Origin of the sequence: Stappia indica, assembly GCF_009789575.1 — a bacterium.
Lineage (GTDB): Bacteria > Pseudomonadota > Alphaproteobacteria > Rhizobiales > Stappiaceae > Stappia > Stappia indica_A.
Map to the genome: position 1 here is coordinate 388,164 of NZ_CP046908.1, position 17,540 is coordinate 405,703.

The 17,540-nt window shown below is 67.5% G+C and carries 14 protein-coding genes; 3 read left to right on the forward strand and 11 right to left on the reverse strand.

The window, feature by feature from the left end; genetic code table 11:
- Positions 1 to 101: 101 nt before the first annotated feature.
- Positions 102 to 1,430 carry a proline--tRNA ligase gene (gene proS, locus GH266_RS01800; RefSeq protein WP_158192367.1) on the reverse strand — a complete coding sequence of 443 codons (1,329 nt, stop codon included), beginning with the start codon at positions 1,428 to 1,430 and terminating at the stop codon, positions 102 to 104.
- 605 nt (positions 1,431 to 2,035) lie between these two features.
- On the reverse strand, positions 2,036 to 2,683 hold the full coding sequence (locus tag GH266_RS01805) for a hypothetical protein (RefSeq protein ID WP_209001523.1): 648 nt from the start codon (positions 2,681 to 2,683) through the stop codon (positions 2,036 to 2,038).
- A 140-nt stretch (positions 2,684 to 2,823) separates the two neighbouring features.
- Here GH266_RS01805 and trmFO point away from each other — a divergent pair, with 140 nt between their 5' ends.
- Entirely contained in the window at positions 2,824 to 4,236 is a 1,413-nt protein-coding gene (gene trmFO / locus GH266_RS01810) for a methylenetetrahydrofolate--tRNA-(uracil(54)-C(5))-methyltransferase (FADH(2)-oxidizing) TrmFO (RefSeq protein ID WP_158192368.1), read from the forward strand.
- Between the two features lie 130 nt (positions 4,237 to 4,366).
- Here the strand turns inward: trmFO and GH266_RS01815 are convergent, their stop codons facing one another.
- The 6 genes from GH266_RS01815 to yajC form a co-directional block, all read right to left on the reverse strand.
- Entirely contained in the window at positions 4,367 to 6,337 is a 1,971-nt protein-coding gene (locus tag GH266_RS01815) for a mechanosensitive ion channel family protein (RefSeq protein WP_158192369.1), read from the reverse strand.
- Between the two features lie 107 nt (positions 6,338 to 6,444).
- Positions 6,445 to 7,323 (reverse strand): phytoene/squalene synthase family protein, encoded by an 879-nt coding sequence (locus GH266_RS01820; RefSeq protein WP_158192370.1) that lies wholly within the window; start codon positions 7,321 to 7,323, stop codon positions 6,445 to 6,447.
- 82 nt (positions 7,324 to 7,405) lie between these two features.
- A complete protein-coding gene (locus GH266_RS01825) occupies positions 7,406 to 7,804 on the reverse strand; it encodes an Mth938-like domain-containing protein (protein ID WP_158192371.1) in 399 nt (132 codons plus the stop codon).
- A gap of 22 nt (positions 7,805 to 7,826) precedes the next feature.
- Entirely contained in the window at positions 7,827 to 8,801 is a 975-nt protein-coding gene (gene secF / locus GH266_RS23410; RefSeq protein ID WP_199270423.1) for a protein translocase subunit SecF, read from the reverse strand.
- Positions 8,802 to 8,819: 18 nt separating this feature from the next.
- Positions 8,820 to 10,430, reverse strand: coding sequence for a protein translocase subunit SecD (gene secD, locus GH266_RS23415; protein WP_199270424.1), 1,611 nt, complete (start codon positions 10,428 to 10,430; stop codon positions 8,820 to 8,822).
- Between the two features lie 77 nt (positions 10,431 to 10,507).
- Positions 10,508 to 10,843 carry a preprotein translocase subunit YajC gene (gene yajC, locus GH266_RS01835; protein WP_158192372.1) on the reverse strand — a complete coding sequence of 112 codons (336 nt, stop codon included), beginning with the start codon at positions 10,841 to 10,843 and terminating at the stop codon, positions 10,508 to 10,510.
- A 255-nt stretch (positions 10,844 to 11,098) separates the two neighbouring features.
- On the opposite strand from yajC, the gene GH266_RS01840 reads away from it, so the two are divergent.
- Positions 11,099 to 11,995 (forward strand): ATP-binding protein, encoded by an 897-nt coding sequence (locus GH266_RS01840; protein ID WP_158192373.1) that lies wholly within the window; start codon positions 11,099 to 11,101, stop codon positions 11,993 to 11,995.
- Positions 11,996 to 12,083: 88 nt separating this feature from the next.
- Complete coding sequence (locus GH266_RS01845) at positions 12,084 to 13,160, forward strand: alpha/beta hydrolase family protein (RefSeq protein WP_158192374.1); 1,077 nt, start codon at positions 12,084 to 12,086, stop codon at positions 13,158 to 13,160.
- A 31-nt stretch (positions 13,161 to 13,191) separates the two neighbouring features.
- Here GH266_RS01845 and GH266_RS01850 read toward each other — a convergent pair whose 3' ends face one another.
- The 3 genes from GH266_RS01850 to GH266_RS23585 form a co-directional block, all read right to left on the reverse strand.
- Positions 13,192 to 13,725: a DUF2155 domain-containing protein gene (locus GH266_RS01850; RefSeq protein WP_158192375.1), complete on the reverse strand. Its 534-nt coding sequence runs from the start codon at positions 13,723 to 13,725 to the stop codon at positions 13,192 to 13,194.
- A gap of 28 nt (positions 13,726 to 13,753) precedes the next feature.
- Positions 13,754 to 16,597 (reverse strand): valine--tRNA ligase, encoded by a 2,844-nt coding sequence (locus tag GH266_RS01855; protein ID WP_158192376.1) that lies wholly within the window; start codon positions 16,595 to 16,597, stop codon positions 13,754 to 13,756.
- A 158-nt stretch (positions 16,598 to 16,755) separates the two neighbouring features.
- On the reverse strand, positions 16,756 to 17,397 hold the full coding sequence (locus tag GH266_RS23585; protein ID WP_342354286.1) for a PopZ family protein: 642 nt from the start codon (positions 17,395 to 17,397) through the stop codon (positions 16,756 to 16,758).
- Positions 17,398 to 17,540 lie beyond the last annotated feature (143 nt).

A 17,540-nucleotide genomic window follows, 5' to 3' on the forward strand; every position in this document is an offset into this window, starting at 1 on the left:
CGATGCGCCGGTCGCGACCGTGCGGTCTTGCCCGGGCAGGTTCAGCCGGCGGCGGAGTTCCCGCCGTCCGGGATGCCGGCCCCGCAGGGCCGGCCCGCGGGTCAGGACGCCAGCTCGCCGACGAGACGAGTGACAGCTTCCTGTGGCGAAACCGTGCTGCGCTCGCCGCTTGCCCGGTTCTTGATCTCGACGACGCCGTCCTTGAGGCCGCGCGGTCCGACGATAAGCTGCCACGGCAGGCCGATGAGGTCCATTGTCGCGAACTTCGCGCCCGCCCTCGTGTCGACGTCATCCACAAGCACCTCGATGCCGGCGGCGGTCAGCTGGCGCTCCAGGTCGGCGCAGGCCGCGTCCGCCTCCGCATCGCCCGGCTTCATGTTGACGAGGCCGACATGGAACGGGGCGACCGAGGCCGGCCACTTGATTCCCGCCTCGTCGTGATGCGCCTCGATGATCGCGCCCAGAAGACGCGACACGCCGACGCCGTAGGAGCCCATGTGCACCGGCACCTCGACGCCGTCCGGGCCGGCGACCTTGGCGCCCATCGGCTCGGAATACTTGGTGCCGAAATAGAAGATGTGGCCGACCTCGATGCCGCGTGCCGACATGCGCGCATCCTCCGCGACCGCCTCGTAGGCGGCTGCATCGTGCATCTCGTCGGTCGCCGCGTAAGGAGCCGTCCAGGCGTCGATGACCGGGGTCAGGTCGCTGTCGAAATCGGTGTCCGCGCCCGGGATCGGCAGGTCGAGGATCGCCTTGTCGCAGAACACCTCGCTCTCGCCGGTGGAGGCGAGAATGATGAACTCGTGGCTCATGTCGCCGCCGATCGGGCCGGTGTCGGCGCGCATCGGGATCGCCTGCAGGCCCATGCGGGCGAAGGTGCGCAGATAGGCGACGAACATGCGGTTGTAGGCATGGCGCGCGCCTTCCTTGTCCAGATCGAAGGAATAGGCGTCCTTCATCAGGAACTCGCGGCCGCGCATGATGCCGAAGCGCGGGCGCACCTCGTCGCGGAACTTCCACTGGATGTGGTAGAGGTTCATCGGCAGGTCTTTGTAGGACCGCACCGAGGCCCGGAAGATGTCGGTGATCATCTCCTCGTTGGTCGGCCCGTACAGCATCTCGCGCTCGTGCCGGTCGGCAATGCGCAGCATCTCCTTGCCATAGGCGTCGTAGCGCCCGCTCTCGCGCCACAGGTCGGCCGGCTGGATCGTCGGCATCAGGAGCTCCTGCGCGCCGGCCCGGTTCTGCTCCTCGCGCACGATCTGCTCGATCTTGCGCAGGACCCGCAGGCCCATCGGCAGCCAGGCATAGATGCCGGCCGCCTCCTGACGGATCAGGCCCGCACGCAGCATCAGCCGATGCGAAACGATTTCCGCCTCCTTCGGCGTTTCCTTGAGGATGGGAAGAAAGGTGCGGGACAGGCGCATCGGCTGGCTTCTCGGGCTTCGGTGGCTGGCAGGAACGGCGCGCGAGTGCGACGCCTGAAGTTTGCGCAGTGAAAGCGCATGCGCCGGAAAAACACAAGTCCTGCCCGTCGCGAAGGTGGCGCGAAACCGCGAAAATCGCGCACCCCGTCCGGAGCCGCGCGAGTTCAACCCCCTCCCCGCAAAAAATTTGGGCTGCCCTTGCACAAAATGGTGACAAGGGGATAACGATGCGTTATGGTCCGTCCTCATAACAAGGCAAGAAGCTGCAAGGCTTACTTTGCCGAAAAACAGACATCGCGGTCTGAGTCTTGGGAGGAAGAGCCTTCTGGCGCGTCGTAACTGACTGCTGCCCGCCGAAACAGATCTTATTTGCCTTTGGCGAACGAAGGTGCGATACGCGAAACCTAAAAAGCAAGGCCTTGTGCCTTGCTTTTTTCTTTTGTGGCCTCTGCTTCAACCGAAAACATGCTTGCGCATTACGCAGGGCGCACAGGCTACATGCCGCTTTCGCCCGGTGAAAAACGAAAGCCGCTGCCTGCGGATCTTGCAGAGGTGTTTTCCGAAAAACTTGGGTCCAGGCCTTGCGGACAATCGCGAGGGCGCGCTCAGCTGCGCTCAGCGAACCAGGCGTCCAGCGGCATGATCACCGGCGGAACGCCGTTCGCCTCCGGCCAGGAATCGACCGCGAAGGCCGCCCCGCTCCCGGTCTCGCGCACCACGGCGGTTGCGTGCGGATAGCGGCCGTCGAGGAAGAAGCCGCGCGCCACGGGGCTCGCCACCTGGTGATGGGCGAGATAGCCGGCGCGGGCGGCGACGCTCAGCACGCTGGTGGTGTTGGTCGCCTCGTCGATGCAGTCCATCTGCCCCGGCACGCCGGCATTGTGCAGGTCGTAGCCGCCGACATCCTTGTCCGAACCGACGACCGGGCCGATGGTCTTCTCCGACCAGGCGATGGCCTGGGCAATCGCCGCACGCTCGGCCGCCGGCGACTTGCGCCCCTTGGCAAGGATCGCCTTGAGGCGGCGCATATGGGCGGGCGAGAAGTCGAAGGGCGTCTTCCGCGCGCAGCCGAAGGCATGGCAGACATAGATGCGGGTCCCGGCGGGAGCGACGCCGCCGCGGGCCGAATACCAGCCGCCGATATTGCCGGAGGCCTGTCCGGCACAGCCGGCCAGCAGCAGGCACCCGAGCGCAAGCAACGCCTTGCCGCGCGGCGCAATGCCCCGCCGTCCCGCATCCCCGTCCCGAATCATCGCGCTCCCCCGGCCCTTGTCCCCTCTGTTATCCTTCCTGCGTTTGCCTGATGGAAGGGGACGCGGTAAGTCAGCCTTGAAACGGATACGCCCGGACGGCATCTGCCCCCGGGAACGACAAGCGCGGAGAGTGTAGCGAGATGCAGCCAGTTCATGTCATCGGCGGGGGCCTTGCCGGTTCGGAGGCAGCCTGGCAGCTTGCCCGGCGCGGCGTGCCGGTGGTGCTGCACGAGATGCGCCCGGTGCGCGGCACCGATGCGCACAAGACGCAGGACCTTGCCGAGCTGGTCTGCTCCAACTCCTTCCGCTCCGACGATGCCGAGCAGAACGCCGTCGGGCTGCTGCATGCGGAGCTGCGCGATGCCGGCTCGCTGATCATGGCCAGCGCCGATGCACACCAGGTGCCGGCCGGCGGAGCGCTCGCCGTCGACCGCGACGGCTTTGCCGCGGCCGTCACCGCCGCGCTGGAAGCGCATCCGCTGGTGACGATCTGCCGCGAGGAAATCGCCGGCCTGCCGCCGGCGGAGTGGGACAGCGTCATCATCGCCACCGGGCCGCTGACCTCGCCTGCCCTGTCGCAGGCGATTCTCGAGGCGACCGGCGAGGACGCCCTCGCCTTCTTCGACGCCATCGCGCCGATCCTGCATTTCGACAGCGTCGACCTCGACACCTGCTGGTTCCAGTCGCGCTACGACAAGCCCGGCCCCGGCGGCTCGGGCAAGGATTACATCAACTGCCCGATGGACAAGGCGCAATACGAGGCCTTCATCGACGCCCTGATCGCCGCCCCCAAGGCGGAGTTCAAGGAGTGGGAAGAGAACACGCCCTATTTCGACGGCTGCCTGCCCATCGAGGTGATGGCCGAGCGCGGCCGCGAGACGCTGCGCCACGGACCGATGAAGCCGATGGGCCTGACCAACGCGCACAAGCCGGACCAGAAGCCCTATGCGGTGGTCCAGCTGCGCCAGGACAACGCGCTCGGCACGCTCTACAACATGGTCGGCTTCCAGACGAAGCTGAAGCACGGGGCGCAGCTCGAGGTGTTCCGGACGATCCCGGGGCTGGAGGATGCCGTCTTCGCCCGGCTCGGCGGCCTGCACCGCAACACGTTCCTGAACTCGCCGAAGCTGCTGGACGGCACGCTGCGCCTCAAGGCACGCACCGAGCTGCGCTTCGCCGGCCAGGTGACGGGCTGCGAGGGCTATGTGGAATCGGCGAGCGTCGGCTGCATGGCGGGCCTGTTCGCGGCGGCCGAGCGGCTGGGCGAAGCCTGCCCGCCGCCGCCGGAAACGACGGCCATGGGCGCCCTGCTCGGCCACATCACCGGCGGGCATATCCTGCGCGACGAGCCGGGCCCGCGCTCGTTCCAGCCGATGAACGTGAATTTCGGCCTGTTCCCGCCCATCGAGGCGCCGAAGACCGACGAGGACGGCCGCCGCCTCAAGGGCAAGGACAAGACCAGGGCGAAGAAGCTGGCGATGACCCGCCGGGCGCGCGAGGACTTCGGCCGCTGGATCGCCGGCACGGTACCCGTGCGCGACGCCGCCGAATAGGCGGGGAAGCGTCGCGCACAAACAGGGCATGCCGCGCGACGCCGCCGAACAGGCGGGAAGCGTCGCGCACAAACAAGGCATGCCGCGCGACGCCGCCGAACAGGCGGGAAGCCAGGAGACCGGCGGCCGCTCAGGCCGCCGGGGCGGCCTGCGTGCTGTCCTGCGCCGCCGGATCGCCCGAACGCGCCTCGGCCTTGGGCAGCCCTCCGTCGCGGCCGAAATAGGTCGTCGTCGAGGGGAATGCGAAATCGGAGCCGTGCGCCCGCACGATGGTGCCGATCTCGACCAGCAGCTCTTCCTGGATCGTGAGAAACTCGACCCGGTCGGCCGTCGAGATGTAGGTGAACAGCTCGATATCGAGCGAATAGGCGCCGAATCCCACGAAGGAGACCCGCAGCGCCACCTGGTCCATGACCCTCGGATGCCCCATCAGGTAGCTGCGGATCGCATCGACGACCGCAAGCATCGCCTTGGAGTCGGTCTCGTAGCGCAGGCCGAGCGTGTGGCGGAACAGCAGACGGTCGCGCCGGCTGAAGTTGACGATCTTGCGCCTGGCGAGATCGGAGTTCGAGACCGTGATCAGCGTGCGGTCGAGCGCGCGAATGCGCGTGGAGCGGATGCCGATGGCCTCGACGGTGCCGGCAAGCCCCTCGAACTCGCAATATTCCCCCACCCGCACCATCCGGTCGGCATAGAGGATGACGCCGCCGATAAGGTTTTCCAGCGTCGGCTGGGCGGCAAGCGCGACGGCCAGGCCGCCGACGCCGAGGCCGGCGATGACGCCATAGACCGGAATGCCGATCCGGGTGGCGCCATAGCCGAGCAGGACGACGGCGAGCGCGAAGCCGACCAGGCGGAAGGCCGAGAGCAGCAGGCTGGAATCGAGGCTTGCGGCCGGCACGGCCGGGTTCTTCATCACCCAGCTCGCAAGCAGATCGACGGACTGGTAGGCGAACCAGGCGACGCTCGCCCACTGCAACGCCTCGCAGACGGCGCCGACGACGATCATCGGGTCGCCGGTGATGTTCACCTGCACCTCGGCCAGATACCGGAAGGCGAGCGCCGTCAGGAACAGGCAGAGCGGATGCTGCATCCGCCGCAGGCGGCGGCGCACGTCGGAGAGAGGCACCGCCCGCCAGCGGTTCCAGCGCTGCAGTCCGAGCGGAACGGAAACGGCAGCGGCGACAAGCAGCGCCATCGCGATCCACTGCCAGACGGCCTGGTTGCCGAACTGGCCGCGAAGCCAGTCCGGCCCGGCAAGAATGAGATCGTACCAGCGCGGCGCCACGAGAGTGCCGGGCGTGTAGATGTAATAGGCATAAAGGTCCTCGCCGGCATCCGAGCGCGAGGGAAACAGCTTGACCGCCTCGTAGTCCTCGGGGATCCGGGCGACCGTCTGGCGGGAGACAAGATAGCGGACCTCGCCCTTCTCGGTCCCCACCTCGGCGATGACGAGATCCGTGCCGGGCAGCGTCCAGCGCGCCGGCAGATCGGCGGCCTCCTGTGCATCCAGGAAAGTGCCCGCCGCCTCTCCCGGAACGTTGTCGAGATCGGGCAGATAGATGCGGTCCAGAATCTCCTGGAACTGGAGCGTGATTTCCACAGCGGTGCTCGCACGCGCCGTCTGCGGGATATCCGAAAGGTCGAAGACCTCGCCCGCCTTGTCGATGAACATCCGCACGACGGCGAGCTGCCGGTGCTGCTGTTCGGAGAGGAAGAGGTTGCCGCTGCCCTGAAACTCGTCGCGCACTTCGATCCAGAGCCGGCTGGCCTCGTGCATGAGCAGGAGGAAACTCTCCAGCGCAGCGCGCGGGCTCGATGTGTCCGGCGGGGCGATGGGATAGTCGCGGAACAGGCGCTGGAGATCGGGAATGCGGCTCCTGATCTCGCTCTCCACCTCATCGGAGGAGATCTTGCCGGCCTCGCTCGGAGCGTCCGGCTGCTGCAGCAGGGCCTGCTGCGCCGGGACTTGCAGCCCGGCGTCCTGTGCCCCTGCAGGACCGGCAAGCGGCCCCACGACGACCAGCAGAAGCGCCAGGGCGCCAAGCCAGGCAAACCCGCGTGCGCCTGCCGACCGAAATCCGTCTGTACCGCTTCGCAATATCTTGTCCCCGCCCAAGCCGGTTGCTGCCTATTTCCTAAACCGGCGGCGAGCCTGGAGGAGAAAGCTGAAATCGATGTTAAGGGCGCGGTGCGGCAAGCCCCAGCTTACGCGAGGGAGCTGCGGCAGCCCTTGCGCGCGCGGCGCCAGGAGCGCCACAGGATCCAGTGCTTGGCGAGCGGCGACAGGTCGGCGACCGAGTTGAGCGGATCTTCGCCCCGCCGCTCGATCCGCGACAGCAGCGGCTCCGCCAGACAGACCGGCAGGAAGGCGGGGATCGCCTCGCCCGGAACGTCGCCGATGCGCCGGCGCAGTTCGTGGAGGTGTCGGCGAGCGATGGCGACGAGATCGGAAATCACGCCCTTGAGCTCCGGCGTCGGCTCGCCTGCGAACACGCGCTCGCGGTCGACGCCGTGCGCATCCAGCATGTCGCCCGGCAGGTAGAGCTGGCGGCGGCGGGCATGCCAGGGCAGAGCGCGCAAAAGCCCGGTGATGGCATAGGCGACGCCCGCATGGCCGGCCGCCTCCGCCGTGCCGGGATCGCGCCCCTGGCACAGGATCATCGCGGCCAGCTGGATCAGCACCGACGAGGTCTCGCCCGCATAGCCTTCCAGATCGCCGAGCGTCGGCATCGGGTCGTCGTAGAGATCGAAGACCCGTGCGTCGATCAGGTTGACGAAGGGCGCGAGCGGCAGGGAATTGGCGGCGATGGTCTGCCGAATGGCGCCGGCAACCGGGTGCTGGTCGACATCGGCCCCTGCCGGCGCCTCCAGCGTGTCCCGCCACCACTGGAAGCGGATCTCGCCGGGCATGGGATCGGAGACGATCTCGCGCGCCCGCGCGATCTCCATGTTGAACGCATAGAGCGCGGCAAGCCCGTCCTGCGCCGCTCCACCGGTGTAGAGCAGCGACAGGTAACGGTCGAAGTCGAACTTGCGCACGAGGGAGAGGCAATGGCCGTCCCCCGTGCCATCCTTGGCCCACATTCAGGGACACCTAGCGCGCGAGGGGGAAATGGGGAGCCCGAAACGGGCAGAAGGGAGCGAAAGGACGACCGGCCGGGGCCGGTCAGTCCACCGCCAGCAGGACCGCGGCGACCGCCCGGTCCTCGGAGAGAAGCACATTATAGGTCCTGACTGCCGCGCCGGTGGACATCGGGTCGGCCATGATGCCGGCTTCGCGCGCCGCCGAGCGCAGGTCCGCGGTCAGCGGCACGAGGTCCGCCCCGGTGCCGACCAGGAGCACCTCGATATCCGCGACCTCCTCGAAGACACGCTCCAGCGCATCCCGGTCGAGCTGCTTCGGCGCCAGGTCCGCAAACCCGTAGATGCCGCTGGGAACGCACAGGATCGAGCCGCGATGCGACATGCCGGCAAAGCGGAAGCCGCCACCGCCATAGGCCTCGATCGGCGCGCGGCCGGGAAAGTGCGCGTCGCGAATGACGATGCCCTGTCCGCGGCCGGCCATGTGCTGGTCTCCCTGCCGGCGATCAGGCGGAGGCGGCCGAGGAGCCGCCCGCGGACGCCTTGCCCTCGCCGCCGTCCGGCGTGTCCCCGTCCTCGCCGGCAATGCTCGACGGGCGCAGGTTCAGCAGGATCAGGAAGGGCGCGGCCAGGAAGACCGACGAATAGGTGCCGATCACCACGCCGAAGATCATCGCCAGCGTGAAGGAACGGATCACCTCGCCGCCGAAGAAGTAGAGCGCGGCGAGCGCCAGCAGCGTGGTCAGCGAGGTCATCACCGTGCGCGACAGCATCTCGTTGATCGAGCGGTCGAGGAGCTCGGGCAGCGGCTGCTTCTTGTACTTGCGCAGGTTCTCGCGCACGCGGTCGTAGACGACGACGGTGTCGTTCAGCGAATAGCCGATGATCGTCAGGATCGCCGCGATGCTCGACAGCGAGAAGTCGAGCTGCAGCACCACGAACAAGCCTATCGTGACGACGATGTCGTTGATCGTCGTCAGGATCGCGCCGACGGCGAAATGCCATTCGAAGCGGAACCAGATGTAGAACATGATGACGAGCAGCGAGGCGACGACGGCGATCAGGCCGGCCTGGGCCAGCTCGCCGGACACGCGCGGGCCGACCACCTCGACGCGGCGGAACTCGACGCTCTCGGCGAAGCTCTCGCGCACCAGCGACACGACCGCCTGCTGCGCCATCTCGCCGCCTTCCGGCTGCTGCACGCGCACCAGGACCTCGTCAGGACCGCCGAACTGCTGCACCTGGACGTCGCCCAGATTGAGCGTGCCGAGCTGGGTGCGGATCGACGAGATGTCGGCGGGCGATTCCATCGTCTTCATTTCGAAAACGGTGCCGCCGCGGAAGTCGATGCCGAAGTTCAGGCCGACCGAGAAGAACAGCGCGATGGAGGCGAGGAACATGACCGCCGACAGCGGATAGGACACCGTCCTGAACCGCATGAAGGCGATGTGTGTGTTGTCCGGGACAATCTTCAAGAGCATGGTCTTTTCTCCCGGCGCTCAGAGCGTCAGTTTGCTGGGGCGCTTCCAGCGCACCCACAAGGACACGAGCAGGCGCGACACCGTGAAGGCCGAGAAGACCGTCGTGAAGATGCCGATGGCCAGCGTCACGGCGAAGCCGCGGATCGGGCCGGAGCCGAGCTGGAAGAGGATGAGCGCCGCAATGAGCGTCGTGATGTTGGCGTCGAGGATGGTCCCCAGCGCCCGCGAATAGCCCGCGTCGATGGCGCTGATGGCGGAGCGGCCGGCCCGCAATTCCTCGCGGATGCGCTCGAAGATGAGCACGTTGGCATCGACCGCCATGCCGATAGTGAGCACGATGCCGGCGATGCCCGGCAGCGTCAGCGTCGCCTGCAAGGTGGTCAGGGCGCCGAAGATCATCACGATGTTCGTCGCCAGCGCCATGTCGGCGATGACGCCGAAGCGGCCATAGGCGAGGATCATGAAGACGATCACCAGCGCGCCGCCGATCAGCGCGGCGATGCGGCCGGCATCGACCGAATCCTGTCCCAGGCCCGGACCGATGGAGCGCTCCTCCACCACCGACAGCTTGGCCGGCAGGGCGCCGGCGCGCAGCAGCACGGCGAGGTCGTTGGCGCTTTCCACGGTGAAGCTGCCGGAAATCTGGCCCGAACCGCCGGTGATCGGCTCGCGGATGACCGGGGCAGAGATCACCTCGTTGTCGAGGACGATGGCGAAGGGCCGGCCGACATTGCGCTGGGTCGCGACCGAGAAGGTGCGCGCGCCCGAGGTGTTGAAGCGGAAATTGACCACCGGCTCGTTGCTGCGCGTATCGAAGGACACCTGCGCATCCACCAGGTCCTCGCCCGTCAGCAGCGGCGTTTCCTCCAGCAGATACGGGAACGGCGGATCGTCCATCGAATACATGACGACGGTGCCGACCGGCGGGCGGCTCTGCAGCGCCTGCTCCGGCGACATCGACTGGTCGACCATGTGGAAGGTCAGCTGCGCGGTCTGGCCGATCAGCTCCTTCAGGCGCTGGGGATCGCCCTCGCCCGGCGCTTCCACGAGGATCCGGTCCTCGCCCTGGCGCTGGATGCTGGGTTCCGTCGTGCCGAACTCGTCGAGACGCAGTCGAATCACCTCGATGGACTGCTGCACGATGGTGCTGATGCGCTGGGTCAGGCCCTGCTCGGTATAGGTGAAGCGGACGAGGCCGTCGTCGGCCACGTCGATGGCGAACTCGTTGACGGTCTGGCCGCCGAACAGGTTCGTCACCAGCGGGTTGGTCAGCTCGTTCAGCCGGGTGCGGGCATCGGCCAGGCGAGCGGTATCGCGAATGCGCACCTGCACGCCGTTGCCCTGCACGCCAAGGCCGGTATAGCCGATGCGCGGCTCGTCGCGCAGCTTCTGGCGGATGTCGCCTTCCAGCGTCTTCAGCCGCTTCTGGACATAGTCGGTGCGGTCCACCTCGTAGAGGAGATAGGCACCGCCCTGAAGGTCGAGACCCAGCACGATCTGGCGAGAGGGCAACCAGTCCGGCAACGCGCGCAATGCTGCAGGCGACAGGAAGTTCGGCAGGGTGGTGATCGCCCCGGCGAGAATGACGAGGACGATCAGCGTGACCTTCCAGCGTGCGAAATAGAGCATGACGTTGCCGCTTCTGGTGTTCCGGCGGGCCGCCTGCTGACGATCCGCCGGACTGGGAAAAGGTTAGACCCGAAAGGTCAGCCGTTGTCCTTGACGGGCTCGGACTTGGACCGGACTTCCGTGATCATGCTGCGCACGGCGCGCACCTTCAGCCCTTCGGCCAGTTCCAGCTGCACTTCGCTGTCGTCCACCACCTTGGAGACCTTGCCGATCAGACCGCCGGCGGTCACGACCGTGTCGCCGCGGCGCAGGTTCGCGACCAGCTCCTGGTGCTGCTTCATGCGCTGGCGCTGCGGGCGGATGATCAGGAAATACATGATCACGAAGATCAGCACGAACGGCAGCAGCGACATCAGAAGGTCGGTCGAGCCACCGGCGCCGGCTCCCTGCGCATAGGCTGGCGAAATCAGCATGTACATCTCCCTTAGCCGCCCGTGTATCGCGTTTTCGCGATCACTCCACGAGGCCGGCTCCTGAATGAAAGTCGCGCGGACTATACAAGTCGCGCCGGTCTTTGCAAGACGAACCGCGCGGTTCGCGGCCCGCTTCCGCCGGTGTTTTCCCGGCTTTGGCGCAGCCGTCGACCGTGCTAGGAAATTCCCCCCGCACTTCTGCTGCCGGTCATCTTGACCCGGCAGGCCCCATCACAAAAGACCCACGGCACAGATATGGATCCCGCACAGCAGTACAAGACCCAGGTCGACCAACTGGCCAGCCGCCTCGACACCTTGATCGAGCTGATTTCCCGCGCGGTGCCGCCGGCCCGCCCTGCCCCGGACTTTGCCGCCGCCGACGCCTTCGTCTGGCAGGCCGACACGAGTTCGCTGGAGCCGGTGGCGAAGGTCAACCGGGTGGATATCGGCCTGCTGCAGGGCGTCGACCGGGCCCGCGACCAGCTGGTCGACAACACCATGCGCTTTGCCAGCGGCTTTGCCGCCAACAACGTCCTTCTGTGGGGCGCGCGCGGCATGGGCAAGTCGTCGCTGGTCAAGGCGACCCATGCCCATGTCAACGCCGAGCTGGCGGGCCGCGGCCTGCCCGACCGGCTGAAGCTGATCGAGATCCACCGCGAGGACATCGAGAGCCTGCCGGCCCTGATGAAGCTGGTGAAGGCCGGCGGCCACCGCACCATCGTCTATTGCGACGATCTCAGCTTCGACAGCGGCGACGCCTCCTACAAGTCGCTGAAGGCCGCGCTCGACGGCGGCATCGAGGGCCGGCCCGACACGGTGCTGTTCTACGCCACCTCCAACCGCCGCCACCTCTTGCCGCGCGACATGATCGAGAACGAGCGCTCGACCGCGATCAATCCGGGCGAGGCGGTGGAGGAGAAGGTCTCCCTCTCCGACCGCTTCGGCCTGTGGCTCGGCTTCCACAAATGCAGCCAGGACGAGTTCCTCGCGATGATCGACGGCTACGTGACGCATTACGGCCTCGACTACGACCCGGCGACCTTGCGCGCCGAGGCGCTGGAATGGTCGACCACCCGCGGCAGCCGCTCGGGCCGCGTCGCCTTCCAGTTCATCCAGGACCTCGCCGGCCGGCTCGGCCGCAGCCTCGCCTGACGGCGGCCTTTGCGCAAAACCGCAGGTTGAACAGACACCATCCCGTCCCCACCTGCCCGACACGGACGGCGGAACCAATGGGGACGGGATGCGCAAACCAGCAAGGACAGGCCGCAGGCTCATCGCGGTCGCGATTCTCGTTGTTCTCGGCCTTGCGGCCGTGGCCCTCGCCCTGCCCGGCCTTTCCGACTTCGATCTGGACGCGCGCGACCAGCGCGAGCTGCCGTTCACGGCGGGCGGCGCAACGCTGTCCGGAACCCTGCTCCTGCCGGACGGGGCTGGAGAACACCCCGACGCCGTGGCCCTGCTGGTGCACGGCGACGGACCGCAGGACCGCTGGTCGAACGGCGGCTATCTCCCGCTCGTCAACGCACTGCTCGATCGTGGCATCGCCGTCTACTCCTGGGACAAGCCGGGGATCGGCGCCAGCACCGGCGACTGGCTGGACCAGTCGATGCAGGACCGCACCGAGGAAGCCCGTGCCGCCTGGGCGGCCGTTGCACAGGCCCTGCCGCAAGCGCGCGGGCGCATCGGCTTTCTCGGATTCTCGCAAGCGGGTTGGGTGCTGCCGGCGCTTGCCGCCCACGACGGCCCCAGGCCGACCTTCTTCGTGCTGGTGGGCGGGGCGGTCAGCTGGCAGCGGCAGGGCGACTATTTCACCACGCGCCGGCTGGAGGCCGAAGGCCGCACGCCGGAAGAGATCGCGCAGCAGCTGATCGAGGCCGAACGAAGCGAGGAGGAGATGTTCTCCGCTCTCGCCGCCGGCACGCTGCCCGAGGTGGACGCGGCCCGGCAGATGGGGACGTCGGTGGAGCGTCTCGCCTTCATCCGGCGCAACCGCCATGCGGACGCCAGCGACGCCATCGCGCAAGTGGATACGCCGTTCCTGGCCGTGTGGGGAGAAGAAGATCTGAATGTCGATCCGCAGGCGAATGCGGGCGACTATCGGCAGCTGCTCCCGCCCTCCCCGCACCATCGCGTCGAGGTGCTGCCGGACGCAACGCACGGGCTGCTGCGGGCGGGCCTGTTCGGCTACCAGCTCGCCGACGAGATGCCCTGGTATGCAAAGGGCGCCTTCCTGCTGCTCGGCCGCGAGGCCTACGCGGAAGGCGCCATTCCGCTTGTCGGGGACTGGATCGTGAAGACGGTGCAAGGCGCAAACTGAGGACATACGGGCCCTCGTCCGCGCCTGTCGCTTACATCGGCGGCTTGAGCCGCGGGAGAACCTGGTCGGGGCCGAGCTCCGGCTTGGTGCCGGCCAGCGGATCCTCGCCGGCGGCCGCTTCCGCCGAGATCGGCGGGCCGCTGTAGTTGGGCGGCGGGGCAACGCTGGAGGACTGCTTGCAGTCGGTCAGCCACACGTCGTAGACGGCGTGTTCGACCGCGTGCAGGCCGGGGCTCGCCGCGAACATCCACCCGGTGAAGATCCGCCGCACCTCGTTGTTCAGCGTGATCTCGTCCACCTCGACGAAGGCGGTGGTCTGCGGCGCCTCGGTCTCGGGGCGGGTGTTGCACTGGCGCGGCGTCACCTGCAGCGCGCCGAACTGCACCGTCTCGCCGATATAGACGTCGAAGCTGATGATGCGGCCGGTGATCTTGTCGAGACCCGAGAACACGGCGACCGGGTTCTCGATCTTTTCGGCAAGGGCCGGCGACAGGCCCGTCAACAGCACCATCGCCGCGCCCGCCACACCGGGCAGGAAGCTCCGCAACTCCGCAGCCAGCTTCATCCGCACTTCCCTCGCTCAGCTTGCCGGATCACGCATGCGACAGATCGGCAAGGCGCTTGCGCGCCTCCATGACCTTGTCGCGCAACTCCACGAGTTCCGCCCGCTTTTCCTGTTCCGCGACGACGATCTCTTCCGGCGCCTTGGCGACGAAAGCCGGATTGCCGAGCTTCTTGTCGATCCGGGCGATCTCGCCGTCCAGCCTGGCTTCCTCCTTGGCAAGCCGGGCCGCCTCGGCACCAAGGTCGATGAAATCGGCAAGAGGAAGGCAGAAAACCGCCTCTCCACTGACAATCTGCACCGAGCCGCGCGGCGGCGCATCGGCCAGCGAGACGTTTTCGGCACGCGCCAGCCGCAGCAGCGCCGCCTCGTGGGTGGCGAGCCGCTGGCGGGTGACCTCGTTGGCGCCGGTGACGACCAGCGGCACGCGGGCGCCGGCCGGCACGTTCATCTCGGCACGCACCGAGCGGATCGAGGTGATCAGGTCCACCAGCCAGTTGATCTCGGAGGCCGAGGACTGGTCGCCGCCGGCCGAAACCGGCCAGCGGGTGTGGACGAGCAGCCGCTCGCGGGCGGCTCCGGCATCGCCCTCGACGCTGCGGGCCCACAGCTCCTCGGTCATGAACGGCATGAACGGATGCAGCACCTTGAGGACCTCGTCGAGAACCCAGGCGGCGGTGGCGCGGGTTTCCTCGCGCGCATCCTCGCTGCCCTCGCCGAAGATCGGCTTGGCCAGCTCCAGATACCAGTCGCAATAGGTGTTCCAGACGAAGCGGTAGGCCGCGCCCGCCGCCTCGTTGAAGCGGAAGCCTTCCAGCGCCTCGGTGACCTCGGCGATACAGCGCCCGGTCTCCGTGACGATCCAGCGGTTGACCGTCTCGCGCACCGCGGCCGGATCGAAGCCGGCCGGGCGCTTGCCGCCGTTCATCTCCACGAAGCGGGCGGCGTTCCACAGCTTGGTGACGAAGTTGCGGTAGCCGGCAACGCGGCCCGTCGCCAGCTTGATGTCGCGCCCCTGGGCTGCCATCGCCGCCAGGGTGAAGCGCAGCGCGTCGGCGCCGTACTCGTCGATCAGGGCGAGCGGGTCGATGACGTTGCCCTTCGACTTCGACATCTTCTGGCCCTTCTCGTCGCGGACCAGGGCGTGGATGTAGACCGTGTGGAAGGGCTCGGTCTTCATGTAGTGATCGCCGAACATCATCATCCGGGCGACCCAGAAGAAGATGATGTCGAACCCGGTGATCAAGACGCTCGTCGGGTAGTAGTTGGCGAGCTCCGGCGTCTTGTCCGGCCAGCCGAGCGTCGAGAACGGCCACAGCGCCGAGGAGAACCAGGTGTCGAGCACGTCCTCGTCGCGGTAGAGCGCGGCCGCGCCCTCCCCGCCGGCATCCCAGCGGGCGAGCGCGGCTTCCATGTCGATGACCTCGACGTCGCGGGCATAATGCGCGCGCGCCGCCTCAAGCGCTTCTTCCTCGCTGCGCTCGACGAAGATCTTGCCGTCCGGGCCGTACCAGGCCGGAATGCGGTGACCCCACCACAGCTGGCGCGAGATGCACCAGGGCTGGATGTTCTCCATCCACTCGTAATAGGTCTTGTCCCAGTTGCGCGGGACGAAGTTGGTCCGGCCCTCGCGCACGCTGGCGATCGCCGGCTGGGCCAGCGTCTTGGCATCGACATACCACTGGTCGGTCAGGAGCGGCTCGATCGGCACGCCGCCGCGGTCGCCATGCGGAACCATATGCGTGTGCGGCTCGATCCGGTCGAGCAGGCCGAGCTCCTCCATCCGCGCAACCAGACGCTTGCGCACGTCGAACCGGTCGCAGCCCTCATAGGCCGAGATCGTCTCGGTGAGCTCGGCGCTTTCGGCAACGCCCTGCAGGAACTCCGGGTTCTCGGCAAGGCGCACCTTCGCCTCGCGGTCGAGCACGGAGATCATCGGCAGGTCGTGGCGACGGCCGACCTCGAAGTCGTTGAAATCATGCGCCGGAGTGATCTTGACCGCGCCCGAGCCCGCATCCGGATCGGCATAGTCGTCGGCGACGATGGGGATGCGGCGCCCGACCAGCGGCAGCACCACATGCTTGCCGATCAGGCCCTTGTAGCGCGGATCCTCCGGGTTCACGGCAACCGCCGTGTCGCCGAGCATGGTCTCGGGGCGGGTCGTGGCGACGGTGATGTAGTCGCGCGTCTCGAACTCGGTCGCGTTGCCGTCCTCGTCCCAGGCAACCGGCGCCTCGAACGTCTCGCCGCCCTCCAGCGGATAACGGAAGTGCCAGAGATTGCCCTTGATCTCGATCTGCTCGACCTCGAGGTCGGAAATCGCGGTCAAGAGCTTCGGGTCCCAGTTGACCAGCCGCTTGTCCTTGTAGATCAGCCCGTCGCGGTACAGCCCGACGAAGACCTCCAGCACGGCGCGGGACAGGCCCTCGTCCATGGTGAAACGCTCGCGCGACCAGTCGCAGGAGGCACCCAGCCGCTTCAGCTGGTTGATGATCATGCCGCCGGATTCGGCCTTCCACTCCCACACGCGCTCGACGAAGGCCTCGCGGCCCATGTCGCGGCGGCCCGGCTCCTGGCGCTCGGCCAGCTGGCGCTCGACGACCATCTGCGTGGCGATGCCGGCATGGTCCATGCCCGGCTGCCACAACACGTCGCGCCCGCGCATGCGCTCGAAGCGGATGAGAATGTCCTGCAGCGTGTTGTTGAGCGCATGGCCCATGTGCAGGGAGCCCGTCACGTTGGGCGGCGGGATGACGATCGAATAGGACGCTGCGCCCGGTTCGGCGCCGGCTCCCGCCTTGAAGGCATCCGCCTCGTCCCAGGTCTTGGCGATCCTGGGTTCGACTGTGGCAGCATCATAGGTCTTGTCGAGCATCGGTTTTCCCGGGGATTTGAGAACTGATCGCGTGGTTACTCGCTGGCGCGGCGCCAAGTCAACCATTGCGCGGTGGCATCGCGCGGTGGCGGGGGCGCCACCGGAAACGAAAACGCCGCCCGGTGGGCGGCGTTTCGAGCGGAAGCAGCGCCTGGGGCTCAGCGCCCGCGCGATACCCGCTCGATCTCCTGGCGTACGAGCCGCTCCACCAGAGGCGGAAGGTTCTCGTCGAGCCAGCCCTTCAGCATCGGCCGCAGCATCTCCTTGACGAGATCCTCCAGCGTGCGGGCATTGTTGGACAGGATCGTGCCGGCGAGATTGTGGAACGCCGCCTGGACCGCCTGGTTGGCGTCGGGAGACAGCAGGTCCTCGCCGTCCGGGCCAGCAGCGGCACGGGGCGCCGCGCGCGGGGCGGGCCTGGGCGCGGGCGCCGGCTCGGGCTCCTCGTCGACGAAGGCGACATCGCCGGCCTCGTCGTCGTCGGACCCCAGTCCCTCGACCATGTCGAAGGTATCCATGTCGTCTTCGGCCTCGACCGCCTGGGCCTCGGTCAGCTCCAGCACGTCGTCGGCATCGGCCTCGGCGTCCACCTCGGCTTCGGCTTTCGCCGCCACCGGCTCCTCGATCTCCACCTCGATCTCGTCGTCGCCGGCGGAATCGAACAGCTTGTCGAGGTCGTCCTGCGACATCTCCTCGCCGGCGGCGGGCATCGCCTCTTCCGGCTCGGCCGCTGCCTTCCCGCCTGCAGACGTGTCTTCATCGGAGATGATCCGGCGAATGGACGCCAGGATTTCTTCCATTGAAGGTTCTTGAGCTTGACTGGCGTTGGCCATACCGATCCCCGCACTCGAAAACTCTGCGTCCGGCCCAGGGGCCGGGAAGCTTCTGACCGTCTGCAGCCCTTGGTGGAACTGCCGAGTCGATCACGAAAAACTATAACGTG